This window comes from Thalassobacter sp., from assembly GCF_982993085.1.
In genome coordinates this window covers 1-21815 of sequence record NZ_CEZFMW010000002.1, presented here as the reverse complement: position 1 = coordinate 21815, position 21815 = coordinate 1, and the positions used below count along the sequence as shown (strand labels likewise).

18 protein-coding genes are annotated in these 21815 nt (G+C 55.2%); 11 read left to right on the top strand and 7 right to left on the bottom strand.

Going from position 1 to position 21815, the window contains the following annotated elements:
- Positions 1–92 precede the first annotated feature (92 nt).
- The 8 genes from AC4GMC_RS00545 to AC4GMC_RS00510 all read left to right on the top strand — a co-directional run bounded on the left by AC4GMC_RS00545 (position 93) and on the right by AC4GMC_RS00510 (position 10396).
- The gene (locus tag AC4GMC_RS00545; protein WP_487879088.1) at positions 93–1754 is read left to right on the top strand and encodes a BCCT family transporter; all 1662 of its coding nucleotides are present in this window, start codon (positions 93–95) and stop codon (positions 1752–1754) included.
- A 148-nt stretch (positions 1755–1902) separates the two neighbouring features.
- Entirely contained in the window at positions 1903–3321 is a 1419-nt protein-coding gene (locus AC4GMC_RS00540; RefSeq protein ID WP_487878538.1) for a cryptochrome/photolyase family protein, read from the top strand.
- 89 nt (positions 3322–3410) lie between these two features.
- Positions 3411–4622, top strand: coding sequence for a class I SAM-dependent methyltransferase (locus AC4GMC_RS00535; RefSeq protein ID WP_487879087.1), 1212 nt, complete (start codon positions 3411–3413; stop codon positions 4620–4622).
- 6 nt (positions 4623–4628) lie between these two features.
- Entirely contained in the window at positions 4629–5072 is a 444-nt protein-coding gene (locus tag AC4GMC_RS00530; protein ID WP_487876950.1) for a TrgA family protein, read from the top strand.
- A complete protein-coding gene (locus AC4GMC_RS00525; protein WP_487876949.1) occupies positions 5069–6196 on the top strand; it encodes an NUDIX domain-containing protein in 1128 nt (375 codons plus the stop codon). The genes AC4GMC_RS00530 and AC4GMC_RS00525 overlap by 4 nt, the downstream gene beginning before the upstream one ends.
- Positions 6197–6249: 53 nt before the next feature.
- On the top strand, positions 6250–7284 hold the full coding sequence (locus tag AC4GMC_RS00520) for a cysteine synthase A (protein WP_487876948.1): 1035 nt from the start codon (positions 6250–6252) through the stop codon (positions 7282–7284).
- Positions 7285–7343: 59 nt separating this feature from the next.
- Positions 7344–9680 carry a mechanosensitive ion channel family protein gene (locus AC4GMC_RS00515; protein WP_487876947.1) on the top strand — a complete coding sequence of 779 codons (2337 nt, stop codon included), beginning with the start codon at positions 7344–7346 and terminating at the stop codon, positions 9678–9680.
- Positions 9677–10396 carry an alanyl-tRNA editing protein gene (locus AC4GMC_RS00510; protein WP_487876946.1) on the top strand — a complete coding sequence of 240 codons (720 nt, stop codon included), beginning with the start codon at positions 9677–9679 and terminating at the stop codon, positions 10394–10396. Before AC4GMC_RS00515 ends, AC4GMC_RS00510 begins: the two co-directional genes overlap by 4 nt.
- Positions 10397–10482: 86 nt before the next feature.
- Here AC4GMC_RS00510 and AC4GMC_RS00505 read toward each other — a convergent pair whose 3' ends face one another.
- The 6 genes from AC4GMC_RS00505 to puuE all read right to left on the bottom strand — a co-directional run bounded on the left by AC4GMC_RS00505 (position 10483) and on the right by puuE (position 17938).
- Complete coding sequence (locus tag AC4GMC_RS00505; RefSeq protein ID WP_487876945.1) at positions 10483–12288, bottom strand: ATP-binding protein; 1806 nt, start codon at positions 12286–12288, stop codon at positions 10483–10485.
- A gap of 36 nt (positions 12289–12324) precedes the next feature.
- On the bottom strand, positions 12325–13125 hold the full coding sequence (locus AC4GMC_RS00500) for a phosphate/phosphite/phosphonate ABC transporter substrate-binding protein (protein WP_487876944.1): 801 nt from the start codon (positions 13123–13125) through the stop codon (positions 12325–12327).
- Between the two features lie 577 nt (positions 13126–13702).
- Positions 13703–15115, bottom strand: coding sequence for a uracil-xanthine permease family protein (locus AC4GMC_RS00495; RefSeq protein ID WP_487876943.1), 1413 nt, complete (start codon positions 15113–15115; stop codon positions 13703–13705).
- A gap of 35 nt (positions 15116–15150) precedes the next feature.
- Positions 15151–15657 (bottom strand): ureidoglycolate lyase, encoded by a 507-nt coding sequence (locus AC4GMC_RS00490; RefSeq protein WP_487876942.1) that lies wholly within the window; start codon positions 15655–15657, stop codon positions 15151–15153.
- On the bottom strand, positions 15654–16523 hold the full coding sequence (locus AC4GMC_RS00485; protein WP_487876941.1) for a bifunctional allantoicase/(S)-ureidoglycine aminohydrolase: 870 nt from the start codon (positions 16521–16523) through the stop codon (positions 15654–15656). The genes AC4GMC_RS00490 and AC4GMC_RS00485 overlap by 4 nt, the downstream gene beginning before the upstream one ends.
- Complete coding sequence (gene puuE, locus AC4GMC_RS00480) at positions 16520–17938, bottom strand: allantoinase PuuE (RefSeq protein WP_487876940.1); 1419 nt, start codon at positions 17936–17938, stop codon at positions 16520–16522. Before puuE ends, AC4GMC_RS00485 begins: the two co-directional genes overlap by 4 nt.
- 143 nt (positions 17939–18081) lie before the next feature.
- On the opposite strand from puuE, the gene uraH reads away from it, so the two are divergent.
- A complete protein-coding gene (uraH, locus tag AC4GMC_RS00475; protein ID WP_487880242.1) occupies positions 18082–18426 on the top strand; it encodes a hydroxyisourate hydrolase in 345 nt (114 codons plus the stop codon).
- Here uraH and AC4GMC_RS00470 read toward each other — a convergent pair.
- Positions 18423–19325: a LysR family transcriptional regulator gene (locus AC4GMC_RS00470; RefSeq protein ID WP_487879488.1), complete on the bottom strand. Its 903-nt coding sequence runs from the start codon at positions 19323–19325 to the stop codon at positions 18423–18425. The genes uraH and AC4GMC_RS00470 overlap by 4 nt on opposite strands.
- 100 nt (positions 19326–19425) lie before the next feature.
- On the opposite strand from AC4GMC_RS00470, the gene AC4GMC_RS00465 reads away from it, so the two are divergent.
- On the top strand, positions 19426–20676 hold the full coding sequence (locus AC4GMC_RS00465; RefSeq protein ID WP_487878771.1) for a urate hydroxylase PuuD: 1251 nt from the start codon (positions 19426–19428) through the stop codon (positions 20674–20676).
- Between the two features lie 428 nt (positions 20677–21104).
- Positions 21105–21815 (top strand): metallophosphoesterase (locus AC4GMC_RS00460; protein ID WP_487879489.1); only part of this gene is annotated, 711 nt, incomplete at its 3' end.

Sequence of the window (21815 nt, the reverse complement as noted above, 5' to 3'; positions counted from 1 at the left end):
ATCCGGGCGCGCGTTTTCATTGGTTTTTGCAAATTGTGACCTCTGTGTTAGGCTTGACCTACAAAATTATTAAAAAAACAGGGACTGAGATTATGCCAATCAAAGAACCAATCACAATGCTGCCGATCAAAACGGCGGCGAGTGGCTTCTACAAAGGCTTTACAAAAGACGTCACGGTCACGGCCAAAATCTTGGTCGGGGCGCTTATTATCTGGGCTATCGCCTTTCCGGACCAAGCGGCCAGTGTGCTGGGGTCTATTAACGGGTTTATCCTGGCCTCGTTTAGCTACTGGTACGTCTATGCAATGGCGTTCTTCGTGGTCTTGTGTTTCGTGCTGGCGCTATGGCCATCAGCAGGACGCATGCGATTGGGGCTGGAAACGGACCGCCCTGAGTTTTCGAATTTTTCATGGTTTTCCATGATGTTCGGGGCAGGGATTGGCATCGGGATGCTGACCTTTGCCACGGCTGAGCCGATGTATCACTGGGCCTCAAACCCATCGACGATCATGGGCCAAACCGAAGGATCAACTGCCGGTAACGTTCGGTCGGCCTATGTTTGGTCGTTCACGCACTGGGGGCTGGCCGCATGGGCGTCCTATGCAATCGTCGGGCTTGCTTTAGGCTTTTTCTCCTACCGGCGGGGGCTGCCACTGACGATCCGCTCGGCGCTGACCCCCATCTTTGGCGCGAAACTGTCAGGTCCAATTGGACACACCGTAGATGTGGTGGCTGTTGTCGCGACCGTTTTGGGCGTGGCTCAAACCTTGGGTTTTGGGGTTGAGCAATTCGTCTCGGGCCTCGTGCGGATTGGCTTTGGCGATTGGCTTCAGGTGACCGCGGCGGACGGCAGCGTCAGTTCCTCGACCACCGGGATTGTGGTCGCCCTTGTGGTGATTATGGGGGCCTCGACCCTTTCGGCACTTTCGGGTGTGGGCAAGGGCATCAAGTGGCTCTCGAACATCAACATGGGGCTGTCGTTCTTTATCCTCGCGTTCTTCTTGGCGTTTGGGTCGACGTTCTTTGGCCTACAGGCGCTGTTTTTGGGCATTTGGGATTATCTGGCCTCTATCCCTGGCAACATCCTCACGGTGTGGTCCGCTGACGGAACGGAGCAGGGCGATGCCTTGGCTGGTTGGCAAGGTGGCTGGACCATCTTCTATTGGGCTTGGTGGATCGCATTCGCGCCCTTTGTCGGTGTGTTTCTGGCGCGGATATCCAAGGGCCGTACGATCCGCGAATACGTCTTGGGGGCGATGATTATCCCTGCACTGATGTGTTTTGTCTGGTTTGCGATTGTGGGCGGTACCGCCATCGATTTGGAACTGAACGGGGCTGCTAACGGGGCCATCACCGGCGCGGGCCAAGCTGATCAGCTGTTCGCGATGCTGGCCGTCATCCTCTCCGAGAGCCTTGCTTGGATCATGTCTGTCATCGTTGTGATCTTGCTTTTGACCTACCTCGTGACCTCAGCCGATAGCGCGGTGTTGATCATCAACACGATCAACGCAGCCGGCGACGAAGGGCCCAAGGCACGGCCGCACATCCTGTTCTGGGGTGCGGCACTTGCGTTTGTGGTCGGCGGCTTGATTATCGCAGGCGGTTTGGGCGCAATCCAAACGGCCATGGTCATCGGCGCGCTGCCGTTCAGCTTTGTGATGGTTTTGATGGGCATCGCCCTCGTCAAGGCAATCTGGCGCGATGGTCTACGCGAAAAGCACGGTCTTGAAACAACGGTAAGCCCAGCTGAATAGACCCATTAATAAACGATAGCGAGTGGCCCCTTCGGAGGCCATTTGTGCTTTGGGGTTGGATATCTAAAATCTGTGGCACAACCACTAAATGAGGGTGGAAAACCTGTGCACAGTCCTAAATGAGGGGGTAGCCGATGTTGGAGATCACATGCCCACGCCCCCTATTTTGTACTGGATGCGCCGCGACCTGCGGCTTGCCGATAACCCCGCGCTAAGTGCCGCGATCGCAACTGGTGCGCCGGTCATACCGGTCTTTGTCCTTGATCCCGAGACTGAAGCCCAAGGCGCTGCACCATTGTGGCGGCTGGGGCTGTCCATCGCGCAGATCGCCAAAGATCTTGAAGCCAAAGGCAGCCAGCTGATCCTGCGTAAGGGTGACGCGCTTGAAGTCTTGAAAACGCTGGCCACGGAAACAGGCGCCAAGACGGTGATGTGGAACCGGCTCTATGATCCTGTGGCCCGCAGCCGCGACACAGACGTCAAGGACGGATTGCGCCACGCAGGGTTGGACGCCAACAGTCACAACGGGCACCTGCTGTTTGAACCTTGGACGGTTGAGACAGGGCAGGGCAGTTTCTACAAGGTTTACACCCCTTATTGGAAAACCGTTCGGGACCGTGACCCAGGTACCACCTTGCCCGAACCCGGCAAAATTCCTGCACCAGATGCTTGGCCTAAGTCTGAGGCACTTGCTTCGTGGGATCTTGGTCGCGCGATGGGACGGGGCGCGGACATCGTTAGTGCCCATGTCACTGTGGGTGAGGCAGCCGCGCGTGCGCGTCTTGAGGCATTCATCGACAGCCGAATTGATCGCTATAACTCAGCCCGCGATATGTTGGCCGAAGACGGCACCAGCCGCCTGTCGGAAAACCTAACCTACGGAGAAATCTCGACGCGCACTGCCTATTTGGCAGGCCGCGCAGCTTTGGAGCGAGGTTACACACAGGCCGAAACATTCTTGAAAGAGCTGGTTTGGCGCGAGTTTGCCTATCACCTTGTCTATCACACGCCGCGGATCACGACCGAAAATTGGCGCCCCGAATGGGACCAGTTCGGATGGCAAACCGATGGGCCACAGGCCGAAAGCTGGCGTCGCGCTCAGACGGGCTTGCCCGTGGTCGATGCTGGCCTGCGTGAGATGTATGTGACTGGCTATATGCACAACCGCGCGCGCATGTTGGTCGCAAGCTACCTGACCAAACACCTATTGACGCATTGGAAGATTGGTGAGGCGTGGTTCGCCGACTGTCTGATTGACTGGGACCCCGCGAGCAACGCTATGGGCTGGCAATGGGCGGCAGGTTCCGGCCCCGATGCATCGCCCTATTTCCGCGTGTTCAATCCAGAAACCCAAGCCGAGAAATTCGATCCGAAGGGGCAATATCGGCGACGTTGGATTGCGGAACAGGACCCGAATCCTCAGCCCACAGCACTAAGCTATTTTGACGCCATTCCCGAAAGTTGGAACATGAACGTCAAGGATGGCTACCCCTTGCGTCCTTTGATTGACACATCCGAAGGTCGGGTCCGCGCTCTAGAGGCTTATTCAGCCTTAAAAGCCAGTTAACCTTTCTAAAAATGTAACTATATGCGGCACTTGTTAAGAACCGCACTATCTGTCAACTTGGCCTTACACATCCTGCGACAGGAACGCGAATGACACTTCTGACGACGACCGACGGTCAAAAAAATCTCCCACGCTATTTTGCCCGCGTTTTTGCAGTGGCACAGTTGGTCCAAAACGGACGTCTGGATATTCACCTCCCCGATGGCCGCAGCTTTCGGGTTGAGGGTCCCCAGCCCGGTCCGGTTGCTGAAGTGCATGTTCATAACGTGGACCTGTTTGCCCGCACGGTACGCGATGGTGATGTTGGCTTTTGTGAAGCCTACATGGACGGCTGGTGGGACACCCCCGACCTGATGGCCTTCTTTGATTTTGTGCATGCGGACAATGAAGCCATTTATGACGGCTATCCCGCCCTAACACTGGTCAAAGCCTATGAGAGAGTGCGGTTCTGGCTTCAGCGCAACACTAAGAAACAGGCACGCAAGAATATCTCAGCCCACTATGATTTAGGCAATGATTTCTATAAGTTATGGCTCGATGATACGATGACTTACTCGTCCGCGTTGTTCAAAACCGGGCAAGAAAGCACCGAAAGCGCACAGATACAGAAGTATGAAATGATGGTGGATCAGATGGGTGTCGAACCCGGTGATCACGTGCTTGAAATCGGCTGTGGTTGGGGCGGCTTTGCGGAATACGCAGCCAAGGAACGCGGCCTAAAGGTCACGGGCCTGACGATCAGCCAAGAACAGTTCAACTATGCCGTTGAACGCATTGAAAAAGCAGGTCTTTCGGATCTTGTGACCTTCAAATTACAAGATTACCGAGATGAGACAGGCACATACGACGGGATCGCCTCAATCGAGATGTTTGAAGCAGTGGGTGAGCAATATTGGCCCACCTATTTCCAAACGCTCCGCGACCGGCTGAACCCCGGACGCAACGCGACATTGCAGATAATCACGGTGCAAGACAAACGCTGGCATTCGTACCGCAAGGGCGTCGACTTCATTCAAAAGTACATCTTTCCGGGCGGAATGTTACCTAGCCCAACGCGTCTCAGCGAAGAGATTGAGGCCGCCGGTCTGCGCAAAGTGAAAGACATTGAGTTCGCAGAGAGCTATTCAGTCACGCTGCGTCGGTGGTTCGAAACCTTTAACGACCGGTGGGAGCAGGTGGCATCATTAGGATTTGACGATCGCTTCCGTCGGATGTGGAATGTGTATTTAACCTCTTGCGCGGCGACATTTCATTCGCGCACATGTGACGTACTCCAGATTACCGTAGAAAAACCAAAGTAATTCAATATGCCCACCGCCGCTAAACTCATATGCGCCTTCGCCATGGCGGCGGTTGGCTATGTTTCTTCAGAAATCGTCGTTCTCCAAACACTTGAAGAGGGTGTTCGGGTCGGTTGGTTCCAAGAATATAACGCGTTACTTGGTTTTTTCTTTGGGTGGCGGCTGTTGGGCCGAATGGTCGGGGAAACCATTTCGATCTCTATGATGAATGGTCTGTTTGTTGGCGGGCTGCTGATGGCTTTGGCCCTCGTGTCGCAGGGGTTCTACACAATGATTACTGAATCGTTAGAGCTAAGCTATGACAGCCCTGAGAAAGCGCTGGATGGGATGTTAAACTTTACAGCGGCTTACGCAGTCCAGATTTTCGACGGTGTTGTACTGGGTTTCCACTTTGGGCTCTCGGTTATAGCAGGCCTGATCGGGCACTTCACGGCGCGTCACTGGCGGTGACGGATTTCTTTTTCTTTGGAACGCTCCGCCATTTGCCGTTGTTGCGGATCGTGATGGGGCGGGAGCCGGCTGTCTCAGCGGCAGAGTTGCGCGGTTTCTGCGTGCGCCACGTCGAAGGTGCGGATTTCCCAATGCTGGTGGCATCACCCAACGATACCGCAACAGGAATTTGGGTCAAAAACGTCACGAAAGCCGAACAAGAACGGCTAGATTTCTACGAAGCCGGCTTTGTTTTTGATCTAATGGAGCAATCCGTTGAAACCATAACAGGGCCAAAGCGCGCGCTGGTTTATCGGGCGCAAGGGCTATCGCCCAGTTTTACGGCTTGGGATTTGGACACATGGATTGCCAGCCACGGCGCTATGACTATTGAGGCCGCGGCTGAAATCATGCGCGCGCATGACACCGGGATGAGCGTTGAAACGTTAACACAACGTCAGGCGATCATCCGGGCGAGGGCCCATTCAACGATCAGTACGTCGCAATCGCGCCGGCCCGCCACAATCGGCGCGCCAGCCAGCGTTGCGGACATAACGATTCACGAAACACGCCATCCGTATGAGGCTTTCTTTCGCGTAGACGAAGTGACTTTATCGCACAAAGCGCACGACGGGGGTGAGGTCGGTCCAATTGATCGTGCGGTGTTTGTTGTAACAGATGCCGTAACGGTACTTCCCTATGATCCCGTGCGCGACCGCGTGCTGCTGATTGAGCAAATTCGGATCGGTGCATTGGTGCGCGGTGACCAGCAGCCGTGGATGCTCGAACCTGTTGCGGGGATGATTGACGCCGGGGAAACGCCTGAGCAAACCGCTTTGCGTGAAACGCACGAAGAGGCTGGTCTGACACTGGATCCGGCAGATTTACATCATATTTCAACGTATTACCCCAGCCCTGGGGGAATTGCACAGCGGTTTGTTTCTTATGTTGCGGTCTGTGATTTGCCGGATGAAGCGGCAGGTTTAGGCGGTGAAGCCACCGAGCATGAGGACCTGCGCGCGCATTTGGTGCGATTTGATACCCTGATGGAAATGGTGCGTTCCGGAGAGGCTGCCAACGCGGCATTGATCATCAGCGCACAATGGCTGCAAGCGGAGCGAAATCGCCTTCAGGCAGGTGCTTGAAGTCGCTTTAACCCGCGCGTAACACTGGCCTCACACCCAGCAGGAGGCGCCCCATGACCATCCATTCCACGCTCGCGGCAGCTATTGGAAACACCCCCTTGATCCGGCTGCGCGCCGCATCTGAGGCGACAGGTTGTGAGATCCTTGGTAAGGCCGAATTCATGAACCCCGGGCAGTCCGTTAAGGACCGCGCAGCGCTGTATATTATTAATGCAGCGATTGCGTCGGGTGCCTTGAAGCCCGGCGGTACAATTGTTGAGGGCACAGCCGGCAACACTGGGATCGGGCTTGCACTGGTTGGGGCGTCGATGGGTTTTAAGACGGTGATCGTCATCCCCGAAACACAAAGCCAAGAAAAGAAGGACATGCTTCGCCTTGCTGGGGCTGAGTTGGTTCAAGTTCCTGCCGCACCTTACAAAAATCCCAACAACTACATCCGCTATGCCAAACGGCTTGCAGAACAGCTGGCCCTGACGGAGCCGAATGGGGCGATCTTTGCCAACCAGTTTGACAACACCGCCAACCGCCAAGCTCATATTGAGACGACTGGCCCCGAAATTTGGGCGCAAACGGATGGTAAAGTAGACGGCTTTATCTGCGCCGCTGGTTCGGGTGGCACGGTGGCTGGCATGGCACAGGCGCTACAGCCCAAGGGCGTAAAGGTTGGGCTGGCTGATCCGATGGGCGCTGCACTTTATAGCTTTTACACCGAGGGCGAGCTGAAGTCGGAGGGCACCAGCATTTCCGAAGGGATCGGGCAGGGGCGTATCACTGCTAACCTTGAAGGGTTCACACCCGACTTTGTGTGCCGCGTCTCGGATGAAGAAGCACTGCCTATCGTCTTTGACCTTTTGCGGGACGAAGGGTTGGTTATGGGCGGCTCGACCGGTGTGAACATCGGCGGCGCGATCAAAATGGCCAAAGAGATGGGTCCGGGGCACACCATCGTCACGATCCTGTGTGACTACGGCAATCGCTACCAATCTAAGTTGTACAATCCGGAATTCCTCAAGTCCAAAGGCTTGCCTGTACCGGAATGGCTTGATTGTGCGCCCCAAGATCTGCCCACTGTTTTTGAAGACGTATAATGACGCACACCCATGAAGCGCAGTTTCATTCTCGCGCTATGAAAGAGCTTACATCGCACATGAAAGCGGTATCATTGCATATTCTTTTCTCATTTTTGTTGAGCGTGACCCTTCTGGCGGGGGGCGCATCTGCGCAGAATGCGCGTGCCGCGCTAACGGCTGAGGACTACGCTCAGTGGGAACGTTTGGCATCACGTGCCGAAGACGTCATTGACCGTGCACTTGCGTCCACGGGCGCGCTTGAAGCTTTGCGCGATCAGGTTGACGATGCTCGTACGCAATTCTCTGATGGACGCTTGGCCAATGCAGCCCGCATTGCAACCTTGCGCGAACAGATCGCCGCCCTCGGCCCAGAACCCGCTGATGGCATTGCAGAGCCAGAGGAAATTGCGACGCGGCGCGCGGAACTTGCAGCACAGCTGCGGGCGCAGGAAGCCCCCGGCTTTGCGGCAACAGAAGCCTTTCAACGCGCTGGTGGCCTGATCGGTGAAATCGATCAGATCATCGCAAGCCGCCAAACCGAGGCATTCTTTAACCTTGATCGCGGGGCGATTAATGTTGCCAACTGGCTGCCTGCGATTGACGCATTAAACAAATATACGGATCAGGTGCGCACGGAAGTGGAGCGCGCTTTTGACACTGAGACTGAGCGCACAGCATTGCGTGGCAACTCCGTTCCAATTGCTCTCTATTTGATTGTCTCAGCAGTGCTCTTGTTGCGCGCGGGTCGTTGGATAGAACGTGGCAAGGCCGCACTCCTGCCAAGCCATGACACACCCAAAGGGCGCGCAATCAGTTTCTTTGCGAGCTTTGTGCGGATGGCACTGCCACTTGTAGGTCTTGTTCTCATCGGTCGGGCGCTTGAGCTTGCGGGCCTTTCCGGCATCCGTCTCACGGCGCTTATCGATACGCTCCTTCCAATCGGCATTGCTATCCTTGCGGCGCGCTGGTTGGGCATCTTGGTCTTTCCGAAGGGGGAAACGCACCGCGTTGTTCTGGATCTAGATGCATCGGTTCGTGCAAAAGCGCGTAGACAAACCCTAGGGCTGGCGCTTTTGTACGCGGTCGCCAAGCTTACGAATGTGCTTCAAAACACGGGCGAGGGGGTGGTCGAATACGTCTCCGTCCTCACGTTCCCAGTCATAGCACTGGCTGGTCTTGTATTGATCCGCCTCGCGCTGACGGTTTTGCACGCAGCCCGCGCTGCCGCCGAGGGCAAAGAGGACATTCCGGTCCTGACACGTGCGCTTCGCTTGGTTGCAAAAGTCGTAATCATCGTCGGTGTCACGGCACCAGCGTTGTCTTTGGTTGGCTATAGTACAGCCGCCAACCTGTTGATTTGGCCCACAATCATATCTCTTGGCCTTTGGGCGTTGTTGGCCGCGCTTCAGTCTTTGGTTGAGGACATTTTTGCATGGGCAACGCAGCGCGCCGACGACGCGGGTGACGCATTGATCCCGACATTGATCGGGATTGTCCTGTGGGTCCTTGCTACGCCGATTTTCGCGCTCATCTGGGGTGTGCGTTGGGCGACCTTGACCGAGCTGTGGTCGAGCTTCCTTAACGGGGCTTCTATTGGCGGCACGGTGATTTCACCAACAAACTTCATCACGTTCGCCATCGTTTTTGCCATCGGCTACACGATTACCCGCCTGCTACAGGGCGTTCTGCGGAACTCTGTCCTGCCGAAAACGCGCCTAGATAGTGGTGGTAAGAACGCCATCCTGTCCGGGGCCGGCTACATCGGCTTTTTCATCGCCGCGTTGGTTGCGATTACCCTCGCAGGGATCGACCTGTCCGGCCTTGCAATTGTTGCTGGTGCGCTGTCGGTCGGTATCGGTTTTGGTCTTCAGACGATCGTGTCGAACTTTGTGTCGGGTATTATTTTGCTCATCGAACGACCGATCAAGTTGGGCGACTGGATATCTGTTGGTAGCGTATCGGGCTATGTTCGCGACATTTCCGTTCGCTCCACTCGGATTGAGACGTTTGACCGCCAAGACGTGATTGTGCCCAACGCGGATTTGATCGCAGGCGTGGTGACGAACTATACCTTGGGCAACACGACGGGTCGCGTCATCGTGCCCGTAGGCGTGGCTTATGGCACTGATACGCGCCGGGTCGAAGGCATCTTGAAAGAGATCGCTGAAAACCATCCCATGGTCCTGCTCAACCCCGGACCCGCCGTGGTTTTTCAAGGGTTTGGCGCAGATAGCCTTGATTTTGAAATCCGGGCATTTCTTCGCGATGTGAACTGGATGATGAGCGTCAAATCCGACATGAACCATTCGATTGCCGAGCGTTTCGTCCAGGAAGGCATCGAAATTCCGTTCGCCCAGCGGGACGTTTGGCTCCGCAATCCCGAAGCGTTGACCGCGACTGAGACCCCCTCGTGACAGAGCCGCTGTTCAACTCAGAGCCCTATGCCAAAACCGCCATTGCGCGCGTAATCGGACATACGAATGAGGGCGGAATTGTATTGGACCGCTCCCTTTTCTATCCGCGCGGTGGGGGGCAGCCGGGGGATTCTGGGAGATTGGCGTGGGATGGAAGAACGCTTGATATCGCGACTTCCGTAAAGGTCGACATGGATGACATTGCGATTATTCCCGCAACACCCAATCCATTGCCCCCCATCGGGGCTGCCGTTGAACAAAGGCTCGATTGGGAGCGGCGCTATGCGCATATGCGCATTCACACAGCGCTGCATTTGCTGTCGGTTGTGTTGCCATTTCCCGTAACAGGCGGTTCGATTGGGGCAGACAAAGGCCGTTTAGATTTCAACATGCCAGACCCGATTGACGACAAGAATACGATTCAGGCCAAACTTAGTCAGCTCATTTCCGGGTATTTTGATGTTTCCGAGAGTTGGATCACAGATGCCGAATTGGCCGCTCAACCCGAGTTGGTAAAAACCATGTCCGTCGTCCCCCCAATGGGCAGTGGGCGCGTTCGCCTAGTCCGGATTGGTGCCGAAAATCGAACAGTTGATTTGCAACCATGCGGTGGGACGCATGTCGCCAACACCCGTGAAATTGGTCCAATCAAAATCACAAAGATTGAAAATAAGGGGCGGATGAACCGCCGTATCTCAATCACTTTCGCAGACTAGAGCAAGGCTTAGGGCAGCACTTTGTCGCGTGTTTACGACGAATAGCCAGTGTTCTCGGCAACTTGTCCAATCGTTTTGCGCCCCTTTTAGCTACCATCACTCAGCATTGATGTCAGATTTTTGATGTTGATGGGTTTGGACAAAAAATCATCCATTCCGGCCACACGGCATTTCTCAATATCCTCGGCTTGAACGCTTGCTGTCAGGGCAATGATCTTGGTCGCCGCATTGGGGCCATCGGTTGCTCTAATCTTTTGGGTCGCGATCAGACCATCCATCTCAGGCATGTGCATATCCATGAGGATGACGTCAAACTTTTGATCCTGAGCCTTGGAGACGCCTACGACGCCGTTCTCCGCCATTTCAGAGGCATATCCCAGCTTTGTAAGAATTGCCGATCCAACAGTCCTATTGATGCCATTATCATCCACAATCAGGGCGATCCGGCGGCCAGTGTTCGATAACGGTTTAATTCCGGTCTCTGCCTTGGGTACCGAGGGGGTGGTGATTGCTTCGAGTTCAAGATCGACAATAAATGTGCTGCCCTCACCAAGATGGCTTTTGACAGAAACAGTGCCCTCCATGGCATCCATCAAGTCTTTGACAATCGACAGTCCCAAACCTGTTCCACCGAAACGCCTCTCAATACTGCCATCGACCTGTTCAAAGCGCTCAAAAATCCGCGAAATCGCGTCCTGTGGAATGCCGATCCCGGTATCAATAATTTCGAAATGAAGCGGAACAGAAGCGCCAGGTTTTGGCTTTGCGAACCCTTTGAGCGTAATTGTACCGCTTTCCGTGAACTTAATGGCGTTGCTCATTAGGTTGATCAGGACTTGGCGAATGCGGCTATTGTCACCATGAAGGCGGATATCAGCAGGCGCATTGAAGGCATTAATAATCTTCAAGCCCTTGTGCTCCGCAGCGGATCGAACAACCTCCAAGGCCTCTGCAACCAACTCATTGGGCGAAAATTCGACCTTTTGAATTGTTAGCTTGCCACCAGCAAGCATGGAGACATCCAGAATATCATTCACGATCGAGGACAACGCCTTGCCGGATTTGACAATAATATCAACCTTTTCAAACTGAGAGGGCTCTAACTTTGAATGCCGCAAAAGCTCCGCCACGGGGATAATTCCGTTGAGAGGCGTTCGGATTTCGTGGCTCATTGTGGCCAAGAACCGAGAACGTGCCGCTAACGCCAATTCCGCCCGCACACGTGCAGCGTCCAGCTTGGCAGTTTGGTCACGAATATGATCGCGCATCATACAAAAGCTTTTGGCCAAAAGTCCGATTTCGTCTGCACCACTTGGCAGCGATGCCTCATAGTTACCGGCCGCCAATTCATCAGCAGCCTTGGTTACCATCAAAATACGTCGCGTTATCAACCGATCTACAAGGTAGATATTGGCACCTAACAAAAGTGCGACGATGACCATCCCAATGAGGAAAATGCGAATTTGTTCGGTTTGAAAATACTGAATTTGCGGACCAAAATCGGCGACAATCGTAAGTTTCGCAAGATCGTCACCCTGCAGAGAAATAGCCATACTTTCGGTAAATAGCTTTGCGCCCTGCAATTCCGCCAATGGCTCCATAGGATAAAGTTGCGCACCATCAGGGCGATGCAAGGTGACCTGTACCCACTCTGGGTACTGGGCTTCGACGTTTTGCAACGTTTCGTAGACCGCACCAATCTGATTGCTAGCCAGATATGGCAAAAGCGCTTCTGACAGGATTGCCACGCCTTTTTGCAATTCACTTGTCTGAGTTTCCGTCAACATACTGTTGAGCCGCGGAAGCCAGAATGTTTCAAACAGCAACACCCCCACGGTCGCACACACAAGAATGACGGCCGTTACGCGAAATCTGATTGATTTGAAATTCATGTGAATATGTCCAACAGGCTTGGCCCCACAAAGGGCTTAGTTGACCCAGTAGTTTTGTAAGTTGAGATCGTACAAACCATCGTAGTCAGCACTGGTGGCTGGAATTGCTTGGCGCATCGGGATACGTGCCAGCAGTTCTTTGCCTTCCGACGTTTCTGCAAGTTTGAGGAACGCGTCCTGAACGGGTTGGGCAACCTCAGTAGGAATACGTTCGTGTGCGACAAAGGGATGAGGCGGCACACGGGTTGTTTCGTACACAATCCGCAGTCGATCCCGAACTTGGGGCTCTGCGCGGTTCAAGGTGGCCATGACGCCGCCACCTGCATCCATTTGCCCAAGGGCAACGTTCAAGTACGTTGAAGAATGGGTCGACACATATTCCTGAGTGTACTCTAGCCCATGAATGCGATCCAAATCAGCGCGCATCAAAAGGGCCGCGCCCAAAGCATTGGGCGAGGGAAATGCGATGGTTTTGCCCTTTAGATCCGCAACTGTTTCGATGCCTGAATCTTTGCCAACCACGAGAACGCCAAATAGTTCTCGGGCGCCATCACGGACCAATGCATCATAGCCTTGGGCTTTGCGCGCGACCAAAAAGTGGTACGGGTTCATGTAGGCGAAATCGAACTCACCCGCGATAAAGCTGTCTTCAAACTCCGAAATTCGGGGCGAGCCGATCATTTCAAACGTATGACCCGTTTCCTCTTCGAGCTTACGCAGAATGGGCGACCATATCTCGGCCAGTTTTATCGGCTCAAACTGCGGAACGATGCCAACGGTAAATGTGTCCGCTGTCGCGTTGCCCGACAAAGACAGCGCCGAGGCTAGGACCGCCACGCCATATCTGAATGCTTGTCTTATGTCGCAGGTCTGGCCGTGCGTGTGATAAAACATAGTGACCTCGGCTATGGTTGCAGCAGGGTTTAAAAACGTGTCAACAATACTACCAAAAAGGTACTAATATTTCTCTTAGACTTACAAGTAGTTCTGTCAAGGCGTGATTTACGTAAGGGGAAGACTTGCCCCCTTTTCCCCGCCGAATTGGGAATTTTAAATGGCTTTCATTTACTTTTGAAAGCGAGCCCCAACAGACATTCTGTTCCTCGGCCCCTGAATTCACATTGGAAATTCAATGTAGTGCATTGAAAAGCCACACTACACCTAGATCTGATCCGCGTTTCGAAAGCTGGTTGTTTTATACGCCGTTCTTGGGGCTCGATGGCACGCCGTAAGTAGACAGGTCCCAGGTTCGGCGCTGGCCTGACAGCTCGCAGTCTCATCTGATTATCTATGGGATATTTCAACCCACACGAACGACATGATGAGTCCAACGGAACAGGCTCAACTCAAAACCAAAAAAGCAGCCCCCGGTGTGGGAGCTGCTCTTTGTCTACTTCATGCAAAGGTGTTCGGCTTATTTCCCAGAACGCCCGCTTGCACCGCCGGACATGCCGCCCGACACTTCTTCGGTCGCTTCGGCAGCCAGTTCCTCGGGGAGGATCAGGTTGAGCACAATCGCGATGAATGCGGCAGGCAGGATACCTGAGGTCGCAAGAACCTTCAGTGTCCCGGGCAGGTGTTGCAAAGCACCCGGCTCCAACTGGAGGCCCAGACCGAGCGACAGAGCGATCGCGAAGATCACCATGTTGCGGCGGTTCCAGTTCACGTCCGACAGCATCGAGACGCCAGCAGCAACAACCATACCAAACATCACGATGACGCCGCCGCCCAGAACCTCAATCGGGATCGAGGAAATGATCGCGCCAACCTTGGGGATCAAACCTGCCGCAATCAAAAACAGCGCGCCAATCGTCACGACATGCCGGCTCATAACGCCGGTCATGGCAATAAGGCCAACGTTTTGGCTAAACGATGTGTTGGGCAGCGCCCCGAACAGGCCCGAAACAGCGGTGCCCAGACCGTCGGCATATGTTGCGCCTTGGATCTCTTTGTCGGTAGCTTCGCGCCCTGCGCCGCCTTTGGTGATGCCAGACACATCGCCCACGGTTTCGACCGCAGACACGAACGACATCAAACAAAAGCCGACGATCGCCGCGACCGAGAATTCGATCCCGAAATGCAGCGGGTTGGGAAGCGCAAAGGACGCAGCCCGGCCCACGTTCGCAAAGCTCACTTCGCCCATCATGAAGGCCAAAGCGTACCCCACGAGCAAACCGATCAGCACTGCAGAAACGGACAGCATGCCCCGTGCAAAGAATTTCAGCCCCAGAGTTACAACAACAACCGTACCCGCCATCGTCCAATTCAGGAGCGAGCCGTACTCAGGTTTGCCAATCGCGGGCACACCCCCGGCGGCGTACTGAATACCGACCTTGACCAGCGCAAGACCGATCATCGTCACAACCAAGCCTGTCACCAACGGCGGCAAAGCGAAGCGGATCTTTCCGATGAAGAGGCCAAGGAACGCGTGAAACAAGCCGCCGACGACGATGCCACCCATGACGACAGCCATAGCATCCACGCCTTTCCCCGCCACAAGTGGGATCATGATCGGGATGAACGCAAACGACGTACCCTGTACGATAGGCAGGCGCGCACCCGCTGGACCCAAACCGATGGTCTGGATCAGCGTCGCGATCCCAGCAAAGAACATCGACATCTGGATCATATAGATCATCTGCGGAAAATCGGGGCTGTTTGAGCCAAAGCCAAAGCCCGCCGCACCACAAACGATAATCGCAGGCGTGACGTTGGATACGAACATCGCCAGAACGTGCTGGATGCCCAGTGGAACCGCTTTTGCCAGCGGTGGTGTGTAATTTGGATCGCGCAGTTGTTCTGGCGTTCCGATTGTTGTGTCAGCCATGTGGCTGTCCTCCCTTTGGTGTAGTCGTCTTTTTGTTAGAGTGTGATGAGGGCCGGCTCCTCCAGCCAGTGTTCCTCAAGGTTGGTGCCGTCACCGATGCGGTCGATCACAGCAAAAAGCCCCGATCCTTCGATCGGAGCCAAAACACCGTGCCAGGTGTTACGAGCGATATTGATGGCATGGGTATTGGTCGCAACAAACGCCTGCGGCGGGCCGGGGCGGCCGTTTTCATCCGGCGCAACAATGACCAAAAAGCGCGCAGCCGACATGGGCACAAAGCATTGCGAGCCGAGCGGATGACGCTCTAGCAGGTCGCAGGTGTAGGGCAGGGCGCGCAGCTGCGCCTGAAACAGGCTTAGGCCCAGTTTCCCGTCCTCAATGTCGAACGACGCCAGGTCACTGAACCGATCACAAAGCCCCGCGTTGATCGAGACAGGGGCAACAGTGCCAACCTCAACCACATCACCGAACGGCGCAAACGCAGCCGCAGTAATGGGCCGCGCTTGCAGCGAGCGCGTCGGGGTCTCGTTCGACTGGGTCACAGGTGCAGCCCCACGTGACGGTTCACATCCTTATACAGCAGGTAGCGAAACGTCTCATCCCCTGTGGCGATGCAGGCTTGCGGACAAAAGGCACGCAACCACATGAAATCGCCGGGGCCGACATCGACCCATGTGTCGTTCAACAGATATTTGGCCGTGCCTTGCAGAACATACAGCCCATGTTCCATTACATGCGTTTCGGCAAACGGAATGCGGCCGCCGGGCTCGAAGTTCACGATCGTCATGTGAAAGTCATAGGCCATGTCCAGCGGATCAAAGAACCGTTGCGTGGCCCACGTTGTCTCGGCCCCGGGCATGCCCGTGGGGGTGACATCAGTTTCGTGCACCACAAATGGCTCAGGCTCCAGATCACCGGGCAGGGGCACATAGGCTTTGCGCACCCAGTGGAAACCTGCCTCGGCATCGGATGCATTCCATAGCTGCCAAGGCGCGCCCGCAGGCAGGTACGCAAAGGAACCGGCGCGCAATTCATGCGCAACCTCACCAATCGTCAGCCGAAGGCTGCCATGCGCCACAAACAATGCGGCTTGGGCGGTGGCCAGCGGCTCGGGCGTGGACGACCCGCCACCGGGCTGCAATTCGACGGCGTACTGGGCAAATGTCTCTGCAAAGCCAGTCAGTGGACGCGCAAGGATCCAAGCGCGGTGTCCGGTCCAACCGGGCAAAAAGCTGGTGACGATATCACGCTGTGTGCAGGCAGGCAGGACGGCATAAGCGGAGGTAAAAATCGCAGTGCCTTCGGGGCTTTCGTCAAACGAAGGCATGCCGCCGGGCGGAAAGGCGTAACGGGTTTGCGTCTCGATTGATTGAGGCCCATCCGTGGGTGCGGTGTTCACTACATTCATGCGAATAAATCCTTGAGGCGATGAAAGGCGATGCGTTCAACCTGATAACACGCTTGCGCAAATTCTTGGTCACGGCTGTTGTTAAGCCGTTCGTGGAATGCCGCTAGAATACTGGCTTTGTCGTGGTCGCGCACCGCGATGATGAATGGAAAGCCAAAGGCTTTGACATAGGCAGCATTCAGGTCGGTAAATGTCTGACGTTCTGCATCCGTCAGAGCGTCTAGACCCGCAGACGATTGCTCCCCTGTGGATTCAGCCGTGAGGCGCTTGGCCTGTGCCAGCTTGCCTGCCAGATCCGGGTGGGCCGTCAGAACCCCAAGGCGCTCCGCCTCAGACGCAAGGCGGAACTGCGTTTTGAGTGCGGCATGAATACCAACAACACTATCATGGGCTGGGCCAAGCTCTGCCTCATAGGCGCGCTCCGCGATCCAAGCCGAATGCTCAAATATGCCGCCGAATGTGGACACAAATGTGGGGCCGTCCATCCGGGATGGCTCCAGTTTCGGAGCTTGATAGGGATGCTCATCCGCCCAATGCGCGGCGATATCCGCACGGCGGGCAACCCAAACATTCTCATGCGAGGCCACATAGTCCAAGAACCTAGCAAAAGCCGCCGCCCGGCCCGGACGTCCCACCAAACGACAATGCAAACCGATGCTCATCATCTTGGGCGCGCCTGCCAAACCCTCGGCGTAGAGCGTGTCAAAACTGTCCTTGAGGTAGGTGTAGAAATGCTCACCCGTGTTGAAGCCCTGCGGTGTCGCAAACCGCATATCATTGGCATCCAGCGTGTAGGGGATCACCAGTTGCGGGCGCTCTGCCACATCGGTCCAATAGGGTAGGTCATCGGCATACGTGTCGGAAACATAATCGAAACTGCCATCCTCTGCGATCAAACGCACAGTATTTTCGGAACAGCGGCCCGTATACCAGCCCTTGGGCGCGCTGCCCGTGACGGCGGTATGCAAACGCTTGGCTTCCGTGATTTGGGCACGTTCCTCAGCCTCGGGCATGTCTTTGTGTTCGACCCATTTCAGGCCGTGGCTCGCGATTTCCCAATCGGCGTCCAGCATCGCCTCAACCTGCGCCGGAGAGCGGGCGAGGGCAGTTGCCACTCCATAGACTGTGACGGGCATGTCGCGTTTGGTGAACATATCGTGCAACCGCCAGAACCCAGCGCGCGCACCGTACTCATAGATCGACTCCATGTTCCAATGGCGCTGGCCTTCCCAAGCGGCGGCCCCGACGATCTCGGACAAGAATGCCTCGGAGGCGGCATCGCCGTGAAGAACGCAGTTTTCACCACCTTCTTCGTAGTTCAACACGAATTGCACAGCAATTTTGGCACCATTGGGCCAGTTGGCTGCGGGCGGTTGTCCGGCGTAACCTGACATATCTCGACTGTAACGTTGCAATGTGTCCTCCCAAACCTATCTCCGCTTAAACCGCGATTAAGTTTCGGTCTTTCAAAAATTTCTTGAAAGTGTTTCGGGGGTTCTTGCATTTCCAACGCAAAGCCCATCCCGCAGACATCTTTTACACCAACAGGAGACGCATCATGGCTGGCTACCTCACGACCCACGTTCTCGACACGGCCAAGGGCTGCCCCGCGGCGAATTTACGGATTGAACTGTTCCGTATCGACGGTGGCGCATCCACGAAGATCACCGAGACCACGACCAATTCTGATGGCCGCACCGATAGCCCGATCCTGCCCCAAGACGCATTTGAAACGGGCACATATGAGTTGGTCTTTCATGCCGGGGATTACCTGCGCGCCAACAATGCGCCCGCAGATTTTCTGGACGTCATCCCACTGCGCTTTGTGATGAGTGATGCAGATCACTACCACGTCCCGCTCCTGCTGAGCCCCTATAGCTTCAGCACCTATCGCGGCAGCTAAGCGAGCGCAGCTTTCAGCATATCTGACATGAAATCTATGAAGAACCGGCTCTTTGGGTCTTGGTTCTTCCGATGCGGATACAGCACCGCAAGCTGGGTATTGGGTGGCGGCGATTTTTGGCACACCGGGACAAGGGCACCACTATCTAGGTGGTGCTGAACCTCAAACGCAGGTTTGTTGATAATCCCACGCCCGTCCAATGCCCATTCGGTGAGAACATCGCCGTCATCACAAGCAAACGGCCCCGTTACGTCAAAGTTTTGATACCCATCACTGGTCGCCAGCGACCAGCGAAACTCGGTCGAGCCGGGGAACCGCAAAAGCAGACAGTCGTGATTTTGTGAAATCAGATCGGCGCCATGCACCGGACGACCCTTGCGCGTGATATATTCAGGCGCAGCACACAGGACCCGCGCAAACGTGGCGATGGGCTTCATCATTAGGCCTGAGTCCGGCGGATTGCCGACCACGAAAGCCACGTCCAGCCCTTCGCCCGCCACATCAAGCGCCCGGTCCGACAGCCGAAGGCGCGTGTGTATTTCCGGGTATTTTTCACGAAAGACGGCCACATTCGGCGCAATCAATCGCCGCCCGATGCCAAGCGGCGCTGAGACAAAAATGGACCCGCGTGGGTTTAACGTGATCTCATGAACCGCAGCTTCAGCCTCCTCTAGGGCTTCGAGAACTTTCAAAGCCTTGGGATAAAAAATGCGGCCCTGTTCTGTGGGTTGGATGGACCGGGTTGTGCGCGTGAACAACCGAATCCCCAACTGCTTTTCCAACTCTCCGATCCGGCTGGAGGCAACCGCCGCCGACACACGCAGATCGCGCGCGGCCGCTGACATGTTTTCAAGTTCAAACACGCGGGTAAACATGCGGATATTATTGATATTGGCCATGGATTATTTGGTTTTTCTTGAAGCTGATCCAGATAATCAGCAATTATCATATAGAAGCGAGACGGTATAGCGTCGCAAAAAATGTTTGGGAGAACGCCACATGTATGATCTCGCCGTTATGACGGATTGGCTCGGGTTTGCGGTGCGTTGGTTGCACGTCATTACGGCAATGGCTTGGATCGGTGCGTCGTTTTATTTCATCGCTTTGGACCTTGGTCTGCGAAAGGTTCCGCACCTGCCCGTTGGTGCCCATGGTGAGGAATGGCAGGTCCATGGGGGCGGTTTTTACCACATCCAAAAGTACCTTGTGGCACCCGAAAACATGCCCGAGCACCTGACGTGGTTCAAATGGGAAAGCTATGCGACCTGGCTGTCGGGCGCGGCTCTTTTGGTGCTGGTCTATTGGGCCGGGGCCGAGATGTACCTGATCGACTACGACAAAATTGAACTCTCGACGTTCCAAGCTATCGCCATTTCCGGCGGATCCTTGGCAATCGGTTGGGTGCTATACGACATCCTGTGCAAAAGCCGTATGGGAGAGCACCCTACAGCGCTAATGCTTCTGCTCTTTGTCATCCTGGTGACGATGGCGTGGGGCTACAATCAAGTGTTTACGGGCCGCGCCGCATTGCTACACTTGGGTGCGTTCACCGCGACAATCATGACGGCAAACGTGTTCCTGATCATCATGCCGAACCAACGCATAGTCGTCAAAGACCTGCAAGAAGGCCGCGCGCCAGACGCTAAATACGGCAAGATCGCCAAGCTACGCTCCACCCACAACAACTACCTGACGTTGCCCGTGATCTTTCTGATGCTGTCCAACCACTACCCGTTGGCCTTCGCGACTGAGCACAACTGGATCATCGCGTCTTTGGTGTTTTTGCTGGGTGTTTTGATCCGCCACTACTTCAACTCGATGCACGCCCGAAAAGGCAAACCAATTTGGACGCTTGGCGCGTCGGCCGTGATCTTTGTCCTGATTATGTGGCTGTCGTCGGCACCGATGTATAAAGACTATGATTGGCAGGCAGAGGTCGTCGTGCCCGAGCCGCTGCAATATGCGGTTGAGGCCGAGGGCTACGGCGAGGTGCATGACATTGTGTTGGGGCGGTGTTCCATGTGCCACAACCCAGAGCCCACTTGGTCCGGCATGGTATGGCCCCCCAAGGCCGTACGCTTGGACAATGAGGCGCAGATCGCTCTCAACGCGCGCGCGGTTTATCTGCACGCAGGTCTGAGCCACGCAATGCCACCGGGCAATGTAACCGGCATGACCAAAGAAGAACGCGCCCAAATCGTCCGCTGGTATCGCGGCCTGGGCGCTGAGCGCGCCGCCTTGGCCGAGTAGGGGCGCAAGCCAACCAATCCCGATCAGGTTTACGACCCGCGAAGTAAGTATACGGCATAGCCACAGAAAGCGTCTAAACCCTTCGCCACGGCGGTGTTCCTTTTTCAGCGTCCATCTAGACCGGGCTGAGCGGCAGGTCCATCAAAGCCAGGCTTGTGCAAGACACCCGCGACGTCACTTCGCAAGTGGCAGCCCCAACTTAGCGACGAACGTCGGGTGCTACGCTAGCCATCCGTCACAATCAGTGCCTCAACGAGCAAGCAAACAACTGAGAGTATCCAGAATGTGTGTCGCCGGAGCTTGGAACAAAAAACACAAAAACGGACTGCAATTAAGTCCACCTGAAATCCTACTTCCACTCTGATCGGCCTTAAACCCTAGGCTAAGGCCATGTTTTCAGATATGCTTACTTCGGGGTTTTAAAGTGTGTGAAGATTTTGCTTCAAAAATTATTAAGATTTGCAGAGCGCGACGCGTCTCGTCGTTTGCTGAGTGTTGCGTCGGATGAACGCGTATACGCAATAGGTGACGTACATGGTCGCAATGACCTATTGGTCGCCATGTTGGAACGGCTCACTAAGGATGCCTGCGGCTTTGGCGATGATCGGAAAGCGCGTTTCATCTTTCTTGGCGACTACGTTGATCGAGGCGATCAATCCGCACAGGTTTTACAAACGCTCTGTGACGTCAAAGAAGCCAGCAACAATAGTTTCGACTTTCTGATGGGCAATCATGAAGCCGCGATGCTTGCGTTTCTGGAGGATCCAATCGCGGGTGCAAACTGGATTGGCTGGGGCGGACTGCAAACGCTTACGAGTTACGGCATCAGGTCGGCATCGCGAAGACCGGATAAGAATGAACTGATAAGCATGCGCGACGCGCTTCAGGAAAAGGCGCAAAGACATCTGTGTTTTCTACGCTCCCTCCAACGCTACGCGGTATCCGGCGACGTGGTCTACGCTCATGCAAATCTTGAAGCAACGTTGCCGCTGGAGGATCAGCCTGATGAGGCTTTGCTTTGGGGGCAAACGTCTTCGCAACAATCCGCGGGCTTGCCGGGTCATCGATTAGTGCATGGGCACTATGCGGCCAATGATCGGCTCTGTTGCACAAATCGGGGTTTGAGGAGACTTCCCCTT

What these genes read in the sequence shown, in the direction of transcription:
- AC4GMC_RS00545 (WP_487879088.1), top strand. Translation starts at nt 93, where the DNA reads ATGCCAATCAAAGAACCAATCACAATGCTGCCGATCAAAACGGCGGCG.
- AC4GMC_RS00540 (WP_487878538.1), top strand. Translation starts at nt 1,903, where the DNA reads ATGCCCACGCCCCCTATTTTGTACTGGATGCGCCGCGACCTGCGGCTT.
- AC4GMC_RS00535 (WP_487879087.1), top strand. Translation starts at nt 3,411, where the DNA reads ATGACACTTCTGACGACGACCGACGGTCAAAAAAATCTCCCACGCTAT.
- AC4GMC_RS00530 (WP_487876950.1), top strand. Translation starts at nt 4,629, where the DNA reads ATGCCCACCGCCGCTAAACTCATATGCGCCTTCGCCATGGCGGCGGTT.
- AC4GMC_RS00520 (WP_487876948.1), top strand. Translation starts at nt 6,250, where the DNA reads ATGACCATCCATTCCACGCTCGCGGCAGCTATTGGAAACACCCCCTTG.
- AC4GMC_RS00515 (WP_487876947.1), top strand. Translation starts at nt 7,344, where the DNA reads ATGAAAGCGGTATCATTGCATATTCTTTTCTCATTTTTGTTGAGCGTG.
- AC4GMC_RS00505 (WP_487876945.1), bottom strand. Translation starts at nt 12,288, where the DNA reads ATGAATTTCAAATCAATCAGATTTCGCGTAACGGCCGTCATTCTTGTG.
- AC4GMC_RS00495 (WP_487876943.1), bottom strand. Translation starts at nt 15,115, where the DNA reads ATGGCTGACACAACAATCGGAACGCCAGAACAACTGCGCGATCCAAAT.
- AC4GMC_RS00485 (WP_487876941.1), bottom strand. Translation starts at nt 16,523, where the DNA reads ATGAATGTAGTGAACACCGCACCCACGGATGGGCCTCAATCAATCGAG.
- uraH (WP_487880242.1), top strand. Translation starts at nt 18,082, where the DNA reads ATGGCTGGCTACCTCACGACCCACGTTCTCGACACGGCCAAGGGCTGC.
- AC4GMC_RS00470 (WP_487879488.1), bottom strand. Translation starts at nt 19,325, where the DNA reads ATGGCCAATATCAATAATATCCGCATGTTTACCCGCGTGTTTGAACTT.
- AC4GMC_RS00465 (WP_487878771.1), top strand. Translation starts at nt 19,426, where the DNA reads ATGTATGATCTCGCCGTTATGACGGATTGGCTCGGGTTTGCGGTGCGT.